The organism is Agrobacterium sp. 16-2014-1-2a (assembly GCF_053522705.1).
Genome location: NZ_JBNWBX010000008.1, coordinates 134,066 through 155,139 on the forward strand (window position 1 = coordinate 134,066; position 21,074 = coordinate 155,139).

Genomic DNA, 21,074 nt, shown 5'->3' on the forward strand with positions numbered 1-21,074 from the left:
CGCGTCAGGGACCGGGCTTTGCCGCGAAGCGCTGCACCAAGAAGTCGATTAGCACCCTGACCTTCCGGGACACGTGCGATCCTGGCGGACGCACGATGTAAACGCCGATCTCCGGCAGGCCGTAGTCCGACATAATCGGCACAAGGGTCCCTGCGGCAACATAGCTTTCCGCGATCACAACCGGCAGTGCAGCGATGCCCAGTCCGGCTGCCGTTCCTTCGGCAATGCCAAGGGCACTATCCGCCTTGAACCTTCCCTGCGCATTGATGACGATGGTTCGGCTGCCATCGGACACCTTCCAGCTCTCGGTACCCTGCAGGATCGCCTGATGGTCAAGCAGATCGGAAGGCTTTCGCGGGACGCCATGGTTCCGGAGGTATTCGGGGTTGGCAAACAATCCAGCCGCGAATGCACCGATCCTCCTTGCCGTCAGGTTCGAGTCCTGCAGATAACCGACACGTATCCCGCAATCAAAGCCTTCCGCCACCAGATCGACGTAACGGTCGCTGTAGTGCGCATGGAGCTGCAAGAGCGGATGCTGGCGGGCCAGTTCGGCGAGCGCTGGCGCAAAATGCCGCGGACCGAAGGATGACGGAACGGCGACGCGCAGCCGTCCCCGAAGCTCCCCGGTCGGCGCCATCTCCTCACGCGCAACCTCCATTTCCAGGCACATGCGCGCGGCATGCTCGCGAAACGACGCTCCAGCCTCCGTCAGCGACGCACCTCGTGTGGTCCGGGCGAGGAGCTGGACGCCCAGCTCGCTCTCGAGACGAACGAGGCGACGGCTGACGATGGATTTCGGCAATCCGAGACGTCGCGCCGCAACCGTGATCCCGCCGCCATCGGCAACCTCAACGAAAGTCTGCATATCTTCGAAGCTGACCATTATTGCGTTCCATTTTCCGTTCCACAGAGTGGCTCATCCTAGAGCTACCGTGCCGTCTATCGCAACGCTAAATTCCACTCATCGAGCGGACCCAAATCCAACCCGACAGCCGCCGACAACGCAAAAAGGAATACGACAATGCATAAGGACGTTTTTACTCCCGAGAATTCCGCCATGCTGCTGATCGACCATCAGATCGGCACGATGGCCTGGACCCACTCCCACGACATCAACCTGGTCAAGCAGAACGCACTCAAGCTTGCCCGGATCGCCAAAGCCGCCAACATCCCGACCATCCTGACGTCCAGCATGGAAGAACAAATCCAGGGGCCGCTGATTCCGGAACTCAAGGAAATCCTGCCCGAGGCGTTCGAAGCCCGCATCAAGCGCCCGGGTATCGTCAACGCCATGCACCACAACGGCTTCAACCAGGCCGTCAAGGCGATCGGCCGCAAGAAGCTGTTCGTTGCAGGCGTGACCACGGAAATCTGCGTCACCTTTCCGGTCCTTCAGATGCTTGATGAAGGTTACGAGGTGCAGGTCTCGGCGGACGCATCCGCCTCTTACACCAAATACGGCGACGATATCGCCCTGAGGCGCATGGAAAAGGCAGGCGCAATTATCACCACTGTCGACCAGATCATCTCGGAACTCGCCGTCGACTGGACGAGCCCGCTCGGCCAGAAGCTCGTCGGCATCCTGAACTACCACTGACAACGCAAGTCGCTGTGTTCGGCGCGGGCGACTGTCGCCCGCGCCCGAGATCGAAGGAAACAGTCCAATGACCATCACCAAAATCCCTGCAGGACGTATGCGCGGCAATATCGGCCGGGGCTTCGGCGTCGAGATCATGTATCCGGGGCTGTCACTGACAACCGACGACAGCGGGATCGGACCCATCGGCAGGATTGACCGCGCCCAGGTTCAGCCGGGTCATCTCATAGGCATGCATCCGCACAAGGACGACGAAATACTGACCTACATGCGCGGCGGCGAGATGCTCCACCGAGACACCGTCGGAAACGAGAAAAAGCTCGACAAGACACGTTTCATGATGATGAACGCCGGCCATCACTTCCAGCATGAAGAGCTTATGCTTGGGGAAACACCCGTCCGGGCCCTACAGATTTTCCTGCGTCCTAACGCTCAAAATCTTGAGCCAATGGTGCAGTTTCATGATTTCGTCGATGAATTCAGTGACGATAGCTGGAGACTGATTGCAGGGCCACGAAAAGCGCCATTGACGGTAAGATCCGATGTCTGGGTCTTTGACGTGCGCCTCAGCGCAGGCACGACGCTGAGATTGCCAACCCCTGATAACTCCGGGTTGGCTTGCCTGCTCTTTGTCTTCAAGGGGAAAATTCGATTTGGAAACGAGACGGTCTCCGACGGAGAGAGCGTGTTCGTGACCTCGTTCGAACAACATCCAACGGCATTGACCGACACCGATATCGTCTTGTTCTCGTTCGATACTGACGTCCAGGTATATCGTGGCGGCATGTTCAGCGGCAACCAGAAACGGGGCCGCTGAAGTCGTTCTTCGAGCGGCGCAAACGTGAACCAGGGGCTTTCTCGCGCCAAGTCTCTTCCAACGTTTCGGTGTCACCCACCGATGGTGTTTTTATGCATAGCAAAGGGCACCACTAGGTCGGCACCATCGCCAGCGCCTTCCGTGGCCACCCTCGATGAACGGAAGAGCAGTTCTGGCTAATCGTCGCTACCATCCCAATCTTCATAGCGATCGCTGGTGCGGATCACGAAGACCGTGGCGTCCGAGTGGACACAAAGCGCGTGCCATTGAAAACACGCAACTGAGGAGGGTTTGCTTCAGTGCTTAAGGTTGATCCAGTCTTCGGAAGAAGAACCTTCTTCCCCGGGGACGCAATCGAGATTATGCTGTTTGTGACCTGACCTCCGCAGATTACTCCCGAAAGAGCCACGCGTACCCGGCGAAGTCAGCTTCAGGCCTCTACAAATTACGGTGCCAACCGTCGCCAAACGCTGCGCGCTGCGGCGCTGAGGCGGGCGCCATTGGCAGTCCGGGCTCAGACACTCCCGCCGCTACGCCCTTGATTCTCCTGAGGTCGCGCCCTAGATGTTTTAGAAAGTCCGGAGGAAACATGCATCAGGTTTTAAGTCAAAAAGCAGAAACTGGCGTCAAGGGACTGGATGATGTTCTTTCCGGTGGCTTTACGCGCAGGCATGTCTTTTTACTTGAGGGCTCTCCAGGGACGGGCAAAACAACGATTGCTTTGCAGTTCCTTATTGAAGGAGAAATACGCGGCGAGCGCTGCCTTTACATCAGCCTGTCGGAAACGGACGAAGAATTGCGCGATTGCGCCAGATCGCATGGCATGGAGATTGGTAGCGGGATCGAGATATTTGAACTCGTCCCCCCGGAAAGCCTTCTCGACGCCGAGCAACAGCAAAGCCTGCTCTACTCCTCAGATCTCGAGTTGGGTGAAACGACAAAACTGATTTTCCAAGCCTTTGAGCGGATCAAACCCCAGCGCGTCGTAATTGATAGCCTCTCTGAAATTCGCCTTCTAGCGCAGAGTTCGTTGCGATACCGCAGACAAATCCTCGCATTGAAACACTTCTTCGCTCGCTCCGATGCAACGGTGCTGCTGCTTGATGACATGACGTCGGAAAATTTTGACAAGACGGTCCATAGCGTAGTCCACGGTGTCATTCATCTCGAACAGCTTGCTCCCGATTACGGCTCCGAGCGGCGTCGGTTGAGAGTGATCAAGTATCGCGGTCAGTCGTTTCGCGGCGGCTATCATGATTTCACTATCAAGACTGGTGGCGTTGCAGTTTTTCCGCGCCTTCGCGCGATTGAGCACAGAACCGAATTCGAACGAACGACCCTGTCGAGCGGTCTTTCCCAATTCGACGGCCTTCTCGGTGGGGGCGTGGAGCGTGGATCAAGCACTCTCCTCATCGGCCCTGCTGGAACCGGAAAGAGCCTGTTTGCTCTGCAGTTCGTCAACGCCGCAGTCGAGCGTGGGGAAAAGGCTGCGGTCTTCATTTTCGATGAGGAACTTGGTCTCCTTTACGCACGCACCAGATCAATGGGTATCGACTTGGAGAAGCTGCAGGCAGATGGGCACGTCCACATCGAGCAACTCGATGCCGCCGAACTATCACCGGGGGAATTTGCACAGCGTGTGCGCGACCGGGTATCAACTTTCGATGCCAAGACAGTGGTGATCGACAGCATCAATGGCTACCAGGCTTCCATGCCGGAAGAGAATGCTCTCATCTTGCACATGCACGAACTGCTACAGTACCTCAACAGGCAGGGAGCCAACACATTCCTGACGGTCGCCCAGCATGGCCTCGTCGGGGACATGAAATCGCCCGTCGATGTCACTTATCTGGCAGATAGCGTCATCCTTCTGAGATATTTCGAGGCGCTCGGAAAAGTGCGTCGCGCCGTATCAGTGATCAAGAAGCGCACAGGCCCTCACGAAGACACGATCCGTGAGTTCAGAATATCCGGCAACGGACTGACCCTCGGAGAACCACTTTCCGACTTCCAGGGCATCCTTCGCGGCGTTCCAAACTTTGTCGGCGATCAACACCCGCTTCTTCCTCTCAACGGGGAGGGTAGCAAGAATTCCTAACGGCGACACACGCGCACTTGTCTATGCTCCGATCGGCCGCGATGCGCAAATTGCAGCGTCACTCCTGAAGGAAGCTGGTGTATCTTCCACCACCGTGGCTGACATTGCGTCGTTTGTCGCAGGTCTGGGGGACAACATCGCCTTCGCTGTGGTGACCGAGGAGGCATTTCGTTCAGCGGACCTGAAAGGGATTTTTGCTTGGATCGCAGCGCAGCCCAGTTGGTCTGATTTGCCATTCATTATCCTGACAAACCGCGGCGGAGGACCTGAACGCAACCCGACTGCGGCGAGGCTCTCTGAGGTTCTGGGAAATGTGAGCTTTGTCGAGCGACCTTTTCATGCGACGACTTTCATAAGCGTTGCCCGGTCGGCCATGCGCGGTCGCCGGCGGCAGTTCGATGCCCGGGCCAGAATGGAAGCACTAGATGAAGGCGAGCGTCGCCTCCAGACGGCCCTTGCCGCCGGCCGACTTGGCGCGTGGGAGCTCGATCTTGCAACCAATGAACTGACCACTTCGGCAACATGTCGATTAATCTTTGGCCGCGGTCCCGACGAAGAGTTTTCCTATGCGGACCTCTTAGCATCGGTCCATCCTGATGACTTCGAGCGCATGCAGTTGGCTGTTCGTGCAACGATCGAAACGGGCGCCGACTACGCGATAGAATACCGAACGGTCTGGAATGACGGGTCTACCCACTGGGTGGAGATCCGTGCCCAGCTCTACAGGGACCGCACTGGCAAGGCCATCAAGCTTGTTGGCGTATCGGCCGACATAACCTCACGTCTGAAAGCGGAAGAGCATCAACGGCAGTTGAATGAGGTTCTGGAAGAGCGCGTCGCGGAGCGAACGCGTGAACTGGAAGAAGCATATGCTACTGTCATGGAAGAGGTAAGCCAACGAGAACGAGCTGAGCAACACTTGCGCCAGTCCCAGAAGATGGAAGCGATCGGCCAACTCACCGGCGGCGTGGCGCACGATTTCAACAACCTCCTGATGGCCGTCCTCGGTAATCTTGAGTTGCTGCGAAAGTGCGTTGGCAATGACGCAAGGGCAATCCGCCTCATCGAGGGTGCCCAACAGGGCGCAAAACGTGGCGCTTCCCTCACCCAACGGCTTCTCGCTTTCTCGCGCAGGCAGGACCTACGCATTGACCCGGTCGATATGCGAGCGCTGGTTACCGGAATGGAAGACCTTCTGAAAAGGTCCGTCGGCTCGACTGTGGTGATCAAAACTGACGTGCCAGATCACCTTCCTCTGGTCTCGGCCGACGCCAACCAGGTCGAGCTCGCGCTCCTCAATCTCGTTGTCAATGCCCGTGATGCCATGCCTGACGGAGGCGAGATCGTTATCGGGCTGGACCATGTCCATCAGAACGTCCAGGCCGGTGAGCTTGCGGCAGGCAATTACGTCGCCCTCTCGGTCGTCGACCAGGGCCACGGAATGGATCGTGACACACTGCAAAAGGCTATCGAGCCGTTTTTTTCGACCAAGGAACTTGGAAAAGGCACCGGACTTGGTCTTTCCATGATCCATGGCCTGGCGTCCCAGTTGAAAGGCGACCTCAAGCTGACAAGCGAACTGGGTAAGGGCACAAGGGCGGAACTGTGGATCCCAATCTCGACATCCGAAATCACAAATGACTCCGCAGCGATTGAGGTCTCGGCTGGCCCGACCGCGAGCGCATCAGGACCGAAACGAATACTGCTGGTGGATGACGACCCTCTCATAGCGATGAGCTCAGCCGATATGCTGATGGACCTCGGTCACGATGTCGTTGAAGCGCATTCGGGGAAAGAGGCACTGGAACATCTGGGAGACGGAACCGGCTTTGACCTCCTGATCACCGACTATTCAATGCCCGGCATGACCGGCGGAGATCTGGCGATTGCAGTGCGCCATATTGTCCCAAAGCTTCCGATACTCATCGCCTCGGGCTATGCAGAACTGCCGCCTGGAGTTGATCTTGACGTTGCACGGCTTGGCAAGCCTTATACGCAGGATCAGCTGGAGCGGGAGCTTCATAAGCTGTTTAACGATCCGACGTAAACGCCGCCTTCTGGTCTCTTACCCCAGACAATTCTTATTCCGAAATGAAATACCCGGTCTCGAATATAATCGGGATATCCGTTTCGCGCGCGCGGAGCCTGGCAAAATATTGCCGCTTGCGTCCTCCCCATTTGATAACTTATGTTGGCAATGTTCTCAGGGCGGGGTGCAATTCCCCACCGGCGGTATCGGGATTTTCCCGGAGCCCGCGAGCGCTTCCGGTCTCCAAAGCCGGAAGGTCAGCAGATCCGGTGGGAGGCCGGAGCCGACGGTATAGTCCGGATGGAAGAGGACAAGGCAAAAGACGCCCGCATGCAGCGGGCTTCGCATTGCATTGTTCGCCCAAGGGATATTTGGCGCTTCTTGAAGCGCGAAAATGCCGCAAAACGGCATAACCCTTGAAAGGCTTGAAAGAAAATGACCATTGCTAAAATTGAAGACGCAATCGAAGCCATATCCCGTGGCGAGATGGTAATTGTCGTTGACGACGAAGACCGCGAAAACGAAGGCGATATCATCGCCGCGTCCGACAGCATAACCCCGCAGCAGATCGCATTCATGATGAACCATGCGCGCGGGCTGATCTGCGTCGCCATGCCGGGAGAGCGCCTCGACGCGCTCGACATTCCGCTGATGGTGTCGCGCAATACCGAATCCCTCAAGACAGCCTTCACCGTCTCCGTGGACTATATTCCCGGCACCACGACAGGCATTTCCGCTGCAGACCGGGCAAAAACCGTGCGTGCGCTGGTATCGGAAGGCTCGCGTCCCGAAGATTTCGCCCGCCCCGGCCATATCTTCCCGCTACGCGCCAACCCTGCAGGCGTGCTCGGCCGCACCGGCCACACGGAAGCCGCCGTCGATCTGTGCCGCCTGGCCGGCAAGTACCCCTGCGGCACCATCTGCGAAGTCGCCAATGACGACGGCACCATGGCCCGCCTACCCCAGCTGGAAATCTTCGCCGAACGCCACGGCCTGCTCGTCGTGACGATCAAGGACCTCGTTGCCTATCTGAAGGGCGAGGTTGTCGAGGAAGTGGCGCAGAAGCAGGTTGCCTAGTCTTCACGCGCCTGTGCGGTGAATAAAAAACGCCCGGCGAAAGCCGGGCGTAAAATCAAAAGGCAGACCACCTTGCCTCTTGCACGTGGTCATCGATCCGAGCGGCGCTGCCGCGCAAACCCTACCAGCAGCAGAACCCGCCATCTACCAAAAGGTCCACGCCCGTCACGAAGCTCGCCGCATCTGACAGCAGGAAGATCGCCGGGCCGACCATTTCATCGACGCCCGCCATGCGCTGCATCGGGGTCTGCTCTTCGAACAGTTTCGTCTGGTGCACCATTTCCGGCCGCGTGTTCATCGGCGTCGCGGTGTAACCCGGCGAGATGGTGTTGACGCGGATGCCGCGCCCCACCCATTCCATCGCCATGGATTTGGACATGTGGATGACGCCAGCCTTCGATGCATTGTAGTGGCACTGCATCAGGCCGCGATTGACGATGACGCCGGACATGGAGGCAATGTTGACGATTGCACCGCGACCGTTCTTCAGCATGGCATTGGCTTGCGCCTGGCAGGAGAGGAACACACCCTTCAGGTTGATGTCCATCATCGTCTGGAACTGGCTTTCCTCCATTTCCTCGGCAGGATTGGCGTTCGCGATGCCGGCGGCATTGACGGCAAGCGAGAGAGCACCGAGTTCGGCCTGCGTGCGTGCTACCGCTTCGCTCAGCGCCTGCTTGCTGGTAACATCGGCGGCGATCTGGATCGACTTGCGACCAGCCCTGGCAATGAAATCGGCCGTCTGCGCCAGGCCGTCATCGGTGCGGCGGTCAAGCAGCGCGACATCGGCACCGGACTGGGCAAGCCCCATGGCGATCCGCTGGCCGATGCCGGAACCGGCACCGGTGACGAACGCCACCTGGCCGGAAAGATCGAAAAGTTTCGGCGCGTTGAGCGTGATGGTGGACATCTCTATTTCCTTCTTCAGATGGTTGCCAGTTCCATGACCGAGACGTCGTTGGCCTCGTCGCGATTGAGGATTCCGGCCTGTTTTCCCTGTGCAAGAACGAGGATACGGTTTGAAACGCCCAGCACCTCTTCGAGATCGGAACTGACGACGATGACGGCAACGCCGCTTTTGGCCAGACCGACGATAATATCGTAAATGCCAGCCCGCGCGCCGACATCGATGCCGCGCGTCGGCTCGTCCAGCACAACCACGCGCGGGTTACGTGCAAGCCATTTGGCGATGACGACCTTCTGCTGGTTGCCGCCGGAGAGATCCGAGGCAGGCTGTTCGCTGCGGCCCTTCACGCCGAATTTGGCAATTGCCTCCTTCGTAAAAGCACGCTTGATGCTAGGCGTTATCCAGCCGGTGCCGACACGGTCGAGATTGGCGTAGATCAGGTTCTCACCGATCTCATGCTCGACAACCAGCCCTTGAAGCTTGCGGTCTTCCGGCACCATGACGATGCCCTTCGCAATCGCATCCGCCGGGCTTTTCAGCGTCAGTACCTGTCCATCGAGCAAAACCTCGCCCGCACTGGTCGGATCGGCACCGGAAATGGCACGCACCAGTTCGGTACGCCCCGCGCCGATCAGCCCGGCAATTCCAAGAATTTCGCCTGCACGGACGCCGAAACTGATGTCGCGGAAAGAATTGCCCGTGCCAGTCAGCCCCTTGACCTCCAGCACCGTTTTTTCCTGCGGTTCGGGCAGCGCCGGGAACAGGCGTTCCAACGACCGGCCAACCATGCTTTCGACGATGGTGCGCACCGGTGTCGCGCTGTCTTCAAATTCATGCACCCGCTCACCGTCGCGCAGCACGACGATGCGGTCGGTGATCTGCTTGATCTCTTCCATGCGGTGGGAAATATAGATGATGCCTACGCCCTCTGCGCGCAGCTTGCGAACCTGCTCGAACAGGGCCTGGGTTTCCGCACCGCCAAGGGCCGCCGTCGGCTCGTCGAGGATCAGCAGCTTGGCATCGAGCGCCAGCGCCTTGGCGATTTCGATCAGCTGCTGGTTCGCGGTCGAAAGGCCCGAAACCTTGCGGGTTGCGGGAATATGCAGATTGAGACGCGCCAGCTGCTGCTGCGCCCTTCGCACCATTTCGGCGCGGTCGACGATGCCGTTCTTCATCGGCCAGCGGCCGATAAAGACGTTTTCGGCGATGGAAAGCTCCGGCAGAAGCTTCAGCTCCTGATGGATGAGTACAATGCCCTTGTCTATCGCCTCACGCGGCGAAGCGGGCGTATAGGGCTGGCCAAGCCAGGTCATCTTTCCTTCTGACGGCTCGCGGGAACCGGCGATGATGCCTGACAGGGTGGACTTGCCCGCCCCGTTTTCACCCAGCAACGCCACGACTTCACCCGGATAGACGTCGAGATCGACGCTTTTCAGAACCTCGAGCGGGCCGTAACGTTTGCTGATGCCACGGAGCGAAAGAACCGGCTCGCGCATGACGGGACCTCCTGGGAAACACGCGTGGCAGCGATGCGCCACGGCTTTGCGTCCGAATTGCCTGAAAACGAACAGATGACGCCCCCGCGCATCCGGCTGGAGTGCGCGGGGGCGGATGCATCAGGGATGGTTGGCAATGAAGCCGTCGACGTTTTCCTTCGTCGTCAGCGTCGCCTCGGAGAGTTGCACGGCCGGAACCTTCTCGCCGCCGACGATCTTGACGGCCATCTCGACAGCCGTGCGGCCCATCTTCTGGGTCTGCTGCGTCGCTGTCACGTCAAAGACGCCGTTCTTCAGCGCCTCAAGCGCTGCCGTGTCGCCATCGAAGCCGCCAACGACGATCTTCTGCGAGGGGTTGGCGACCTTGATCGCCTGTGCCGCGCCGAGCGCCAGACCGTCTGCCTGGGCAAAGACGATGGAAACGTCCGGATTGGCCTGCAGCATGTTCTGCATGATCTGGAAGCCTTCATCCTGGCTCCACATGTTGGACCACTGTTCGGCAACGATCTTCACGCCGGAATTGGCCTTGACCGATTCCATGCAGCCCTTGGTGCGGTCGACTTCCGGTGTCGTGCCCTTCTGGCCATGAATGATGACCATCTTGCCCGAGCCGCCTGCCTGCTTGATGATGTAGTCGCAGACCGACTTGGCGGAAGCGACGGAATCGGTGGCGAGGAAGGTATCGCCCGGTGCGCCGTCGGCATTGCGGTCGATGTTGATGACAGGCACACCGGCCGCCTTGGCAAGCTTGACCGGAACGGTCGCCGCAGCGGCACCAGCGGGAATATAGATCAGCGCGTCGATGTTCTGCGTCAGGAGATCCTGGATCTGGTTGACCTGCGTCGGACCGTCGCCCTTGGCATCGACGGTGACAACGGTGATGCCGCGCGTCTTGGCTTCGGCTTCGACGGCCTGCTTGATCTGGTTGAAGAAGTTCGCCTGAAGATTGGCAACGGCAAGGCCGATCTTCTTGACTTCGGCGGCGTTGGCTGAACCGAGCGACAGGGCCAGAAGGGCGGCGGATGTCAGCAGAATGCGTGAAAATTTCATGATTATTCCTCCATTTGTTGATTTTTGACCTTCGGGCAGATCAAACCTCCTCCCCTTTGGCCGCTTTTCACGCCTCCCATACCGGGAGGGTCGTCTATTGCGCGGACGGCTCATCGCCCTCCGCAGGCAAATTCAGCTTCTGCGCCGGCGCAATGTTTCAGCGCCCACGGCCAGCACGATAACCACACCGATGATGACCTGTTGCAGAAAGGGAGAAACATTGAGCAGGTTGAGGCCGTTGCGCAGCACACCGATGATGAGCACGCCGATCAGCGTTCCGCCGATGCCGCCGGCACCGCCCGAAAGCGAGGTCCCGCCGATGACGACAGCCGCGATCGTATCCAGCTCGTAGCCAAAACCGCTGGAGGGCTGCACCGAGTCGAGACGGGCTGCAAGAACGATACCCGCCAGACCGGCAAGAACCGCACAGGCAACATAGACGCAGATCGTCACCAAGGCGACGTTGATGCCGGCAAGTCGCGCCACTTCCGGGTTGCCGCCAACCGCATAGACGGTGCGGCCTTCGGAGCGGAAGCGCAGGAAAAGAAACGACACCAGAACAACGACCAGCATCAGCAGCACGGTCGCCGTCAGTACGCCGAAATGGCGGTCGATGGCCAGCATCATGAACCAGTCAGGGAAACCGACGATCTGCTGACCGTCCGTGATCATATTGGCAAGGCCGCGCGCCACCGACATCATGGCAAGCGTCGCGATGAAGGCCGGAACTCGGAAGGCGGTGACGAGAACGCCGACGACAAGGCCGCAGGCTGCGGATGCGATGAGCGCCAGCATGATGGCCATGCCCATGGGCATGCCCGCGACATTGGCTGTCCAGCCCATGATCATCATAGACAGCGCCAGCACCGAACCGACGGACAGATCGATGCCGCCGAGCAGAATGACGAAGGTCATGCCAACGGCCATGATGCCGAGCACGGTGATCTGGTCGAGGATGTTGAGACCGTTTCGAAGCGACAGAAAATTTTCGCTGGTGAAGGTCAGGAAGACACACAGCAGCAGCAGGCCCAAAAGAGGTCCGGTCGCACCGCTTAGCCAGGCAAGCGGGCTTCTGGTGTGCGTAACCCCCTCATTGCGTTCAAGCACGGACATGGCTCCTCCAAGTGGCTATCTTGCATTTTTTTAAACCGATTAGAATAATTATTCATGCTCGGTGAAACATGCATAAGCCAGTTGAGAGAAACTTGTCAATAGGCTTGGAGGCCGGGGCGAGCCTTGCGGGTGATGGGATGGCTGCGCACGAGCGCCTCCCATCCCGTTCCGGCTCACATCGCGGGAATCCAGCGCAAGCGCGTCTGCGTAGCAAGGAGAGCCCTTTCAGCCCAAGGACTTGGGCTGAGCAGGTTCCTTTGACGGACCCAGGAATGAGGCGGGGAGGTACGCTTCATCATTGGTGAAAATGAAGCGATAGAAATAATCGGCACGGATTGAAACAGGACAATTCACAATTCCGGCTTGACAGAAACGCCACGTCTGCAATTATATAAACAGCTGTATAAATATTCACACGCATGTTTTGAAGAGGATCCCATGCAGCCCACAGAGCTAGAGCGCATTGCGCGCCAGATTCGCCTTCGCGACGTCCAGGCTGTTTTCGAAGCGGGTGCCGGCCATATCGGCGGAGAAATGTCGGCGATCGACATCATGACCGCCCTTTATTTCCGCGTATTGCGCATCTGGCCGGACGAACCGAAGAACCCTGCCCGCGACCGTTTCGTGCTGTCGAAAGGCCACACCGCCTGCGCGCTTTATGTGACGCTCGCCAAACGTGGCTTTATCCCGGAAGAGGAAATCTCGACCTTCCTGCAACCCAATTCCCGCCTCAATGGCCACCCCAACTGTAACAAGGTACCTGGGGTCGAGACCAATACCGGCCCGCTTGGCCACGGGCTTCCAGTTGCCGTCGGAATGGCCAAGGCGGCCAAGCTTTCGGGAGCGGATTACCATACCTATGTCATGACCGGCGATGGCGAGATGCAGGAGGGCTCCAACTGGGAAGCCATCATGTCCGCCGCGCAGTTCGAGCTTAACAATCTGACGCTTATCATCGACCATAACCGTTTCCAGCAGGGTGCTGCGATCTCGGAAACCAACGATGTCGCGCCGCTTCGCCCGAAGCTTGAAGCATTCGGCTGGGAGGTGAGCGAAATCAACGGCAACGCGATGGAAGAGATCGTTCCGGCGCTCGAACATCGCAGCGAGCGCCCGCATTGCATCGTCGCGCACACCAATAAGGGTCACGGCATTTCGTTCATGCAGGACCGCGTCGACTGGCACCACAAGGTTCCAAGCAAGGAACAATACGAAATTGCCGTCAAAGAACTTTCGGAGGCATTGTAATGAACGCGCCCGTAACCGCCGCCAAACTCTATGATTGCCGCGACGCCTTCGCCGAAACGCTGGAAGCGCTGGCCGCTGCAAACGACAGGGTCGTGGCCGTTTGCAACGATTCGGTCGGCTCCTCGAAGCTCGGCGGCTTCAAGTCGAAGTTCCCCGAGCGCCTCGTCAATGTCGGCATTGCCGAACAGAACATGGTGGGCGTCGGCGCCGGCCTTGCCAATGGCGGCCAGCTTCCCTTCGTCTGCGGCGCATCCTGCTTTCTGACCGGTCGCGCGCTGGAACAGATCAAGGCAGACCTCGCCTATTCCAACGCCAATGTGAAGCTCATCGGCATCTCCTCGGGCATGGCCTATGGCGAACTGGGTCCGACACATCACTCGATCGAGGATTTCGCCTGGACCCGCGTTCTGCCGAACCTGCCGGTCATTGCCCCCTGCGACCGCATCGAAACGGCCGCCGCCGTCAAATGGGCTGCGGACTATGCCGGCCCCTGCTTCCTTCGCCTGTCGCGCGTCGGCGTGCCCGACCTTCTGCCTGATGGCCACGTCTTTGAACTCGGCCGCGCCAACCTGCTGCGCGAAGGCTCCGACATAACGATGATCGCCAATGGCACGCTGACACACCGCATCGTCAAGGCCGCCGATATTCTGGCCGGCCGTGGCATCAAGGCGCGTGTGCTTAACATGGCGACCGTGCGCCCGATCGACGAGGCGGCCATCATTGCCGCAGCGAAGGAAACCGGCGCAATCCTGACGGCTGAAGAACATTCGATCTTCGGCGGTCTCGGCTCTGCCATCGCCGAAGTTGTTGTCGATCATGCCCCCGTGCCGATGAAGCGCCTCGGCGTTCCGGGCGTCTTTGCCCATACCGGCTCGGCAGAATGGCTGCTCGATGAGTTTGGCATGGCACCCGCGGCCATCGCGGAGGCTGCAGCAGCGCTGCTCAAGAGAAAGTAAGTCTCCTCCCAGGGTCGTCGCGTGTCTTCGGATGCGCGGCGACACCCTTTGCAATATCGTCGTTTAATCACCGCAAGGCTGAAACGAAAAAACTGCCGACGAAAGAACTCAAGTGATGCGCGCCATTCTGTCCATCGATCAGGGCACCACCAATTCCAAGGCCATTCTCGTTTCTGAAACAGGAGAATTGCTGGCGCGCGGTTCATCGCCGGTCGGCATCACCTATCCGCAGCCCGGCTGGGTGGAGCAGGATCCGAACCGTATCTGGGCCTCGGTGCGCGAAGCGATTTCCGCCTGCCTGTCTTCGGCACCCTCTGCCGTCAGCATTGAAGCCATCGCCATTTCCAACCAGCGCGAATCGGTGACGATCTGGGACGGTGAAACCGGCGAGCCGCTCGGCCCGGTCTTGAGCTGGCAATGCCGTCGCACCGCGCAGGAATGCACCGATCTCATCGGCAAGGGCCATTCCGAACGTGTCATGGCGCTGACCGGCCTGCCTATTGACCCGATGTTTCCCGGCGCCAAGATGCGCTGGCTGTTGGAGCGTGCGCCGAAGGGCCGCAGCCTTCGCCTCGGCACCATCGATAGCTGGCTGATCCACTGCCTGACCGGCGGCAAGGTGCATGCCTGCGACGCCTCCAACGCGGCCCGAAGCCAGGTGCTCGATCTCAACCGGCAGGTGTGGAGCGAAGAGCTTTGTGACCTTTTTGGCATCGACATCAACGCCCTGCCCGACCCGCGCGACAGCAGCGGCGACTTCGGCGTGACATCAGGTGTTCCCGGCATCAAGGACGGCACGCCTATTCTGGCTGCCGTCGGCGACAGCCACGCCGCCCTCTTCGGCCACGGCGCCTTCAATCCCGGTGACGGCAAGGTGACGTTCGGCACCGGCTCATCGGTGATGACGACCCTGCCGGATTTCATCGCGCCAGAGCGCGGCATCACCACGACAGTTGCCTGGAGGATTAACGGCAAGCCGACTTTCGCCTTCGAGGGCAATATTCTTGTGTCTGCCGCCTCCCTGCCGTGGATGACGGACATTCTCGGCCTGCCAGATGTCGCATCTCTTGTGGAGCTTGCCGCAACCGCTGAACCAGATGGCCCCGGTTTCGTCCCGGCCTTTGTCGGCCTTGGCGCGCCCTATTGGGATTCAGATTGCCGCGCGCTATTTTCGCAGATCAATTTCAGCACAAGTCGCGCGCAGATGGCCCGCGCCGTTACCGATTCCATCGCCTTTCAGGTTTATGACGTCTTCTCGACCATGCGCGCGCAGTCGCCCTCCGGCTTCGGACAGCTGTTCGTGGATGGCGGGCCGAGCCAGAACCGTTTCCTCATGCAATGCGTCGCCGACATGCTGGACCACCCCGTCATCCAGCGTGACGCGCCGGAAGCCTCCGCGCTTGGCGCGGCCTATCTTGCCGGCCTCGCACTCGGTCTATGGAGTGATCTCGACGCCATCGCCGCGCTCAACAGTCACGGCAACGCCATCGCGCCTTCGTCCGGTGACGGCAGGCAACGGCTTGCCGTCTGGCGCGACGCGATTGCGCGCTCGACGTTACCTGTGACGTCGGGTAAGGGTGAATAAAAATTCACCCTGGAGGGCTTATGGGCAGGATCAACGAACTTCGGATGATATCCCGCGTGGCGCAGATGTATTTCAGCGAGCACAGGCGGCAGGCGGAGATTGCCGAACATCTCAATCTTTCGCAGGCCACCGTCTCGCGCATGCTGAAGCGTGCCGAAACGGAAGGTATCGTGCGCACCAGCATCATTCCGCCGCCCGGTACCTATAGCGATCTTGAAGCACAGCTTCGCGAACGCTTCGATCTGCCGGAAGCCATTGTCGTCGATTGCAGCGAGGATCGCGACGGCGCGATCATGGCCCGCATCGGCGAGGCTGCCGCGCATTTTCTCGAGGTGACGCTGTCGCAAAACGAGATCATCGGCGTTTCCAGCTGGAGCCAGACGATCTTCAAGATGGTGGAAAACATCCATCCGCTGAAGGGCGCCAAAGCGCGTTACATCGTCCAGACGCTGGGCGGCATGGGCGATCCTTCCGTGCAGACGCACGCGACCCAGATCACCACCCGGCTGGCGCGGTTAACGGAGGCCGAACCGAAATTGCTGCCGGTCCCCGGCGTCGCCACCTCTCGCGAGGCCAAGCTTTTGATGCTGGCCGATCCCTTCGTGCGCGAAACCATCGATCTTTTCGGTTCGATCACGCTCGCCATCGTCGGTGTCGGTGCCGTCGAGCCATCGGAGCTTCTTGCCCGCTCGGGCAATATCTTTTCCGCCAAGGAGCTTGCCGATCTCGCACAGGCGGGCGCCGTGGGCGATATTTCGCTCAGGTTTTTCGACAAGGACGGCAAGCCCGTCAAGACACCGCTCGATGACCGGGTCATAGGCCTTCCGCTGGAGAACCTTGCCAATGTCGACCGAGTCATTGCACTCGCCGGCGGCTCGAAAAAGACCGAGGCGATCGCCGGCGCGCTCAGAACCGGCGTGATCGATGTTCTCGTCACCGACAAATTCACCGCCGAACGACTGGTCGGCACATAAACATAGCCGTTATCCCATAAGGAGGAGACATGAGGCGCTTTGAAGGTCAATCCGTATTCGTGACTGGAGGCAACAAGGGCATCGGTTACGGCATCGCCCGCCGTTTTGCCGAGGAAGGCGCGAAAGTCGCCATCGCCTCTGTCGACAAGGACACCAATGATGCCGCCAAAAAGCTGGCGGACGAAACCGGCTCCGTCACCCATGGCGTGATCCTCGATGTGCGGGATGCGGCGGCGGTGCGCGAGGCCTATGGCACAGCCGAAGAGGCAATCGGTCCGCTTTCCATCTCGGTCCAGAACGCCGGCGTCATCACCATTTCGAAGATCGAGGAGCTGACGCAGGAACAGTGGGACTTCAACCTCGATGTCAACACCAAGGGCGCGTTTCTGTGCTGCCAGGAGGCGATCCGCCGCTTCCGCGCAAGTGGCACCAAGGGCCGCCTGGTTAACACCGCCTCCGGCCAGGCCCGTCAGGGTTTTATCTATACCCCCCATTACGCCGCTTCAAAATTCGGCGTCGTAGGCCTGACGCAAAGTCTGGCCAAGGAACTGGCGCCCGAAGGCATCACCGTCAACGCCATTTGCCCCGGCATCATCCACACCGAAATGTGGGATTATAACGATCGAGTCTGGGGCCAGATGCTCGGTGACTATAAGCCCGGCGAACTCATGGCCGAATGGGTGCGCAACATTCCTATGCGCCGCGCAGGAACACCAGCCGAAGTGGCAGCCTTGGTGGCGTTTCTCGCCTCCGAGGATGCGGCCTACATCACCGGCCAGACAATTAATGTCGATGGCGGGCTGATCATGTCGTAGCACTCAACCAATCGATGACGGCATCTGCGTTCTTCTCTGGCGGATGGACCGGGTAAAAGACATGCTTGATAACGCCCGTTTCGATAATCATCGTGAGCCTCTTGAGCAGTGTCAGGCCTCCAGCCTGGAAAGTTGGAAGGCGAAGGGCTGACACCAGAAGGAGTGAATGATCGGAAATCAGAGGAAACGGCAGGTGAAGCCGCTCTGCTGCCTCTCGCTGATACTCCGTGGTCTGCGTAGAAAGGCCAAACAGACGCGTTGCTCCCAATGCCTTCAGTTCAGCGAAATGATCACGGAAGGCACAGGACTGTGGTGTACATCCCCTCGCGCCGGGTATTGCGTCCCATCCGTCAATAGCCTTGCCTCCGGGCGGGCTTGTCCGGGGGGTAAGCATAGACCACGGTTAACCCCGGCTCACGCAGATCGACTACCGTGCCATCCGTCGCAACCAAACCAATGCTAGGCAACTCCATCCCGGGTAAATGCCTGGCTGCTCCGTCGTCACGTGGGGTAACTAATTGCTCATCCCCGCCGGGTTCAATCATTGCCACCTCGTTGCTCTTCCTGTCTGTCGACGTTGCGAAGTTAGCCGATTTTCATACTACCGCAATGTCTAGTGCGCAGGTGCAAAGCTGCCGTAGCGATTCGCGCATTCAGCCTTGATGGAATACGAACGCCACACCTTCATTCGATTTGACAAAGTCACTGATTGCCAAGTCTCTGGCCGATAGTATCGTTTTGGAATTTTCGCTGAAGCGATGTTCTGGGGCAACGGCTTCTTTGTCTTGGGATCGCTGCTACCGGGTGGCCACCACTTTCCCCATTTCCACAAGGCAATTGCTGCTCTCGGCAAATACGTCCTGCTGACTGAGACCCACTTTTTTCGGCGATCTTAGCGGCCGTCGTGCTCCCGAGATTTTCGGCGTCTGGGAAGTTGTTCTGTTTGGTGAAAGTCACGAAGACGTCGGTGGCGTTGGAATAAATGTCTTCCAACCGAGACGTTTGGCGCAGACACTCAGCAGAAACAGGGCCGATTTTTAGAGAACAGGCGGTCTTGGCAGCTTTGCGCCAAGAGGCGGACATCCGTCGAAGCTGTCAGGATGATCCGCGCCGTGACCTTATAGCCATTCGTAAGTCTCCCAGCGTTTGTCGCGATGGGCGCGGTGGCGGCGAACGGCTGCCATCCGCAGGTTCAGACTATCAAAAAACTAAACAGTGAGCTCTCTTCGGACGATCTCAGCTCCTGCGCTCAAGGAATTCAGCTTGTCTCTTGCCACACGACGAGACACGGGGGCCATGCCGCAATTGGTGCAGGGGCAAAGTTTATCTGCGTCGACAAACTTAAGCGCCTTGCGCAGCGTTGCAGCGACTTCCTCCGGGGTTTCGATGGTATCGCTTGCCACATCGATGGCCCCAACCATCACTTTCTTACCTCGAACAAGGTCCAGAAGATCCATGGGGACATGAGAATTGTGGCATTCGAGGGAGATCATACCGATGCCGGATTTCTGCAGCTTGGGGAGAGTTTCCTCATACTGCCGCCATTCTGACCCGAGTGTCTTTTTCCAATCCGTATTGGCCTTTATGCCGTAACCGTAGCAGATATGGACGGCGGTCTCGCACTTCAGCCCTTCAATTGCCCTGTCCAAAGTGGCGACACCCCAGTCATTCACATCGTCAAAGAAAACGTTGAAGGCAGGTTCGTCGAACTGGATGATATCGACGCCGGCAGCCTCCAATTCCTTTGCTTCCTCGTTGAGTATCACGGCAAATTCCCAGGCAAGCTTTTCACGGCTCTTATAATGGCCGTCAAAGAGAGTATCGATCATCGTCATCGGACCCGGCAACGCCCATTTGATGGGTTGTTTGGTCTGCTGGCGCAAAAACTTGGCGTCTTCGACGAACACGGACTTCTGGCGAGACACGGCGCCGACGACTGTCGGGACACTCGCATCGTAGCGATCGCGAATTCTGACTGTCTCGCGTTTTGCAAAATCGACCCCGTCGAGGTGCTCGATGAAAGTCGTGACGAAATGTTGGCGTGTTTGCTCGCCATCACTGACGATGTCGATGCCGGCCTGTTGCTGATCGTCCAGTGAAAGGCGCAGGGCATCTCTCTTGCCTTCCAGTAATTCCTCGCCCTCCAGCTTCCAGGGCGACCACAGTTTTTCGGGCTGCGCAAGCCAGGAGGGTTTCGGCAGGCTGCCAGCGGTCGATGTGGGGAGAAGTTTCTTCACGGTGGGACCTCTTCTAAGTGATGCTCAAGCGGGGCGGTGAGCAAACAATTGCTCAAGGACGGCGCGGTATGGCTTGATGAAGTGTTTTTCGGTGAACTTACCCTGATCCACCGCCAAGCGATTTCGTTCGTCGCGATCGTAAATGACCCTGGTCAGCGAATAGTCCTGGTGCTTCAGGTTGGGCTGGTAAAATGTCCCGGCTGCTGCGTTCGCATTGTAGATTTCGGGGCGATAAATTCTCTGAAACGTTTCCATCGTGCTGATGACGCCGATTAGCTCAATATTGGAGTAGTCGCCCAGCAAGTCCCCAACAAAGTAGAAGGCCAACGGCGCAACGCTGCCTGCAGGCATGAAGTAGCGAACCTGCAATCCCATTTTCCCGAAATACTGGTCGGTGGACGAGAACCCATTCTGCCGGTATTCGACGCCCATGACGGGGTGATGATTTTCGGTCCGGTAATAGGTCTTGCTGGTCGAGGCGCTGATGCAAATGACCGGCGGCTTGCGAAAGTACGAGCGGTAGGCATCCGACCGCAGAAAAGACTTGAACAGGTTTCCATGCAGGTCGCCGAAGTCGGCCGGAATGCTGAAGGCAGGAACGCTCTTGTTATGCTCCGGCAGCACAATGCTGAAGTCGTAGTCTCGCACATAGGAGGAGAAGTTATTCCCCACAATGCCGTCGATACGTTCACTGGTTTTGTGATCGATGATCGTCGTCTTCAGTATCTCGATGAGGGGAAATTTTTCACCTGCGACATCGAAGCTCATATCGACCGAAATGATCTCCAACTCGACCGAGTATCGGTCCGATTTGGGATTATCCCAGTGAGCGAGGGCGTTGAAGCGGCTGTCGATCATGCGCATGACATTGCGCAGGTTTTCCTGCCGCTTTTCACCCCTGGCCAGATTGGCAAAATTGGTGGTGATGCGCGTATGTTCTGAAGGACGATAGTCCTCATCGAAGGGTACGCTCGTGATTGTAAAAATGCAGGTCTGAGACATGTTGTGCCCCTATAAAGTTGGGGGCATGGGTCTGCGGACGCATAGCAAGACGGGCCGCGACAATGCAGCC

17 protein-coding genes, 1 pseudogene and 1 riboswitch are annotated in these 21,074 nt (G+C 58.6%); of the genes and pseudogenes, 10 read left to right on the top strand and 8 right to left on the bottom strand.

Annotated elements, in window-relative coordinates; genetic code table 11:
* Positions 1 to 4: 4 nt before the first annotated feature.
* Positions 5 to 886: a LysR family transcriptional regulator gene (locus ACQZ45_RS21280; protein WP_111783809.1), complete on the bottom strand. Its 882-nt coding sequence runs from the start codon at positions 884 to 886 to the stop codon at positions 5 to 7.
* 138 nt (positions 887 to 1,024) lie between these two features.
* On the opposite strand from ACQZ45_RS21280, the gene ACQZ45_RS21285 reads away from it, so the two are divergent.
* From ACQZ45_RS21285 to ribB, 5 genes are all read left to right on the top strand, one after another.
* Entirely contained in the window at positions 1,025 to 1,600 is a 576-nt protein-coding gene (locus tag ACQZ45_RS21285) for an isochorismatase family protein (RefSeq protein ID WP_025591641.1), read from the top strand.
* A 67-nt stretch (positions 1,601 to 1,667) separates the two neighbouring features.
* Positions 1,668 to 2,417: a pirin family protein gene (locus tag ACQZ45_RS21290; RefSeq protein ID WP_111783808.1), complete on the top strand. Its 750-nt coding sequence runs from the start codon at positions 1,668 to 1,670 to the stop codon at positions 2,415 to 2,417.
* A 589-nt stretch (positions 2,418 to 3,006) separates the two neighbouring features.
* On the top strand, positions 3,007 to 4,515 hold the full coding sequence (locus ACQZ45_RS21295; RefSeq protein WP_003517052.1) for an ATPase domain-containing protein: 1,509 nt from the start codon (positions 3,007 to 3,009) through the stop codon (positions 4,513 to 4,515).
* Positions 4,457 to 6,562, top strand: coding sequence for an ATP-binding protein (locus ACQZ45_RS21300; RefSeq protein WP_448742538.1), 2,106 nt, complete (start codon positions 4,457 to 4,459; stop codon positions 6,560 to 6,562). The genes ACQZ45_RS21295 and ACQZ45_RS21300 overlap by 59 nt, the downstream gene beginning before the upstream one ends.
* A gap of 148 nt (positions 6,563 to 6,710) precedes the next feature.
* A riboswitch (FMN riboswitch) is annotated at positions 6,711 to 6,860 on the top strand.
* 119 nt (positions 6,861 to 6,979) lie between these two features.
* Complete coding sequence (gene ribB, locus ACQZ45_RS21305; RefSeq protein ID WP_013637525.1) at positions 6,980 to 7,621, top strand: 3,4-dihydroxy-2-butanone-4-phosphate synthase; 642 nt, start codon at positions 6,980 to 6,982, stop codon at positions 7,619 to 7,621.
* Between the two features lie 121 nt (positions 7,622 to 7,742).
* Here ribB and ACQZ45_RS21310 read toward each other — a convergent pair whose 3' ends face one another.
* The 4 genes from ACQZ45_RS21310 to ACQZ45_RS21325 form a co-directional block, all read right to left on the bottom strand.
* On the bottom strand, positions 7,743 to 8,531 hold the full coding sequence (locus ACQZ45_RS21310; RefSeq protein WP_003517081.1) for an SDR family oxidoreductase: 789 nt from the start codon (positions 8,529 to 8,531) through the stop codon (positions 7,743 to 7,745).
* 14 nt (positions 8,532 to 8,545) lie between these two features.
* Positions 8,546 to 10,024 (bottom strand): sugar ABC transporter ATP-binding protein, encoded by a 1,479-nt coding sequence (locus ACQZ45_RS21315; RefSeq protein WP_013637524.1) that lies wholly within the window; start codon positions 10,022 to 10,024, stop codon positions 8,546 to 8,548.
* A 120-nt stretch (positions 10,025 to 10,144) separates the two neighbouring features.
* Entirely contained in the window at positions 10,145 to 11,074 is a 930-nt protein-coding gene (locus ACQZ45_RS21320) for a sugar ABC transporter substrate-binding protein (protein ID WP_003517083.1), read from the bottom strand.
* 132 nt (positions 11,075 to 11,206) lie between these two features.
* Positions 11,207 to 12,187: an ABC transporter permease gene (locus ACQZ45_RS21325; RefSeq protein WP_003517084.1), complete on the bottom strand. Its 981-nt coding sequence runs from the start codon at positions 12,185 to 12,187 to the stop codon at positions 11,207 to 11,209.
* A gap of 438 nt (positions 12,188 to 12,625) precedes the next feature.
* Between ACQZ45_RS21325 and ACQZ45_RS21330 the strand changes: the two genes are divergently transcribed.
* The 5 genes from ACQZ45_RS21330 to ACQZ45_RS21350 all read left to right on the top strand — a co-directional run bounded on the left by ACQZ45_RS21330 (position 12,626) and on the right by ACQZ45_RS21350 (position 17,765).
* Positions 12,626 to 13,435 carry a transketolase gene (locus tag ACQZ45_RS21330; protein WP_065704009.1) on the top strand — a complete coding sequence of 270 codons (810 nt, stop codon included), beginning with the start codon at positions 12,626 to 12,628 and terminating at the stop codon, positions 13,433 to 13,435.
* Positions 13,435 to 14,391 (top strand): transketolase family protein, encoded by a 957-nt coding sequence (locus ACQZ45_RS21335; protein ID WP_127966291.1) that lies wholly within the window; start codon positions 13,435 to 13,437, stop codon positions 14,389 to 14,391. The genes ACQZ45_RS21330 and ACQZ45_RS21335 overlap by 1 nt, the downstream gene beginning before the upstream one ends.
* Positions 14,392 to 14,506: 115 nt before the next feature.
* Entirely contained in the window at positions 14,507 to 15,976 is a 1,470-nt protein-coding gene (locus ACQZ45_RS21340) for an FGGY family carbohydrate kinase (protein WP_127966290.1), read from the top strand.
* Positions 15,977 to 15,996: 20 nt separating this feature from the next.
* Positions 15,997 to 16,950, top strand: a complete 954-nt coding sequence (locus ACQZ45_RS21345; protein WP_003517093.1) for a sugar-binding transcriptional regulator — start codon at positions 15,997 to 15,999, stop codon at positions 16,948 to 16,950.
* 29 nt (positions 16,951 to 16,979) lie between these two features.
* Positions 16,980 to 17,765, top strand: coding sequence for an SDR family oxidoreductase (locus ACQZ45_RS21350; RefSeq protein ID WP_065687618.1), 786 nt, complete (start codon positions 16,980 to 16,982; stop codon positions 17,763 to 17,765).
* Here the strand turns inward: ACQZ45_RS21350 and ACQZ45_RS21355 are convergent.
* From ACQZ45_RS21355 to ACQZ45_RS21365, 3 genes and pseudogenes are all read right to left on the bottom strand, one after another.
* A pseudogene (locus tag ACQZ45_RS21355) lies at positions 17,755 to 18,310 on the bottom strand (peroxiredoxin). The gene ACQZ45_RS21350 and the pseudogene ACQZ45_RS21355 overlap by 11 nt on opposite strands.
* Positions 18,311 to 18,973: 663 nt before the next feature.
* Positions 18,974 to 20,002, bottom strand: coding sequence for a methionine synthase (locus ACQZ45_RS21360; protein WP_142851284.1), 1,029 nt, complete (start codon positions 20,000 to 20,002; stop codon positions 18,974 to 18,976).
* A 24-nt stretch (positions 20,003 to 20,026) separates the two neighbouring features.
* Positions 20,027 to 21,004 (bottom strand): DUF1852 domain-containing protein, encoded by a 978-nt coding sequence (locus ACQZ45_RS21365; RefSeq protein ID WP_113292207.1) that lies wholly within the window; start codon positions 21,002 to 21,004, stop codon positions 20,027 to 20,029.
* Between the last annotated feature and the right edge of the window lie 70 nt (positions 21,005 to 21,074).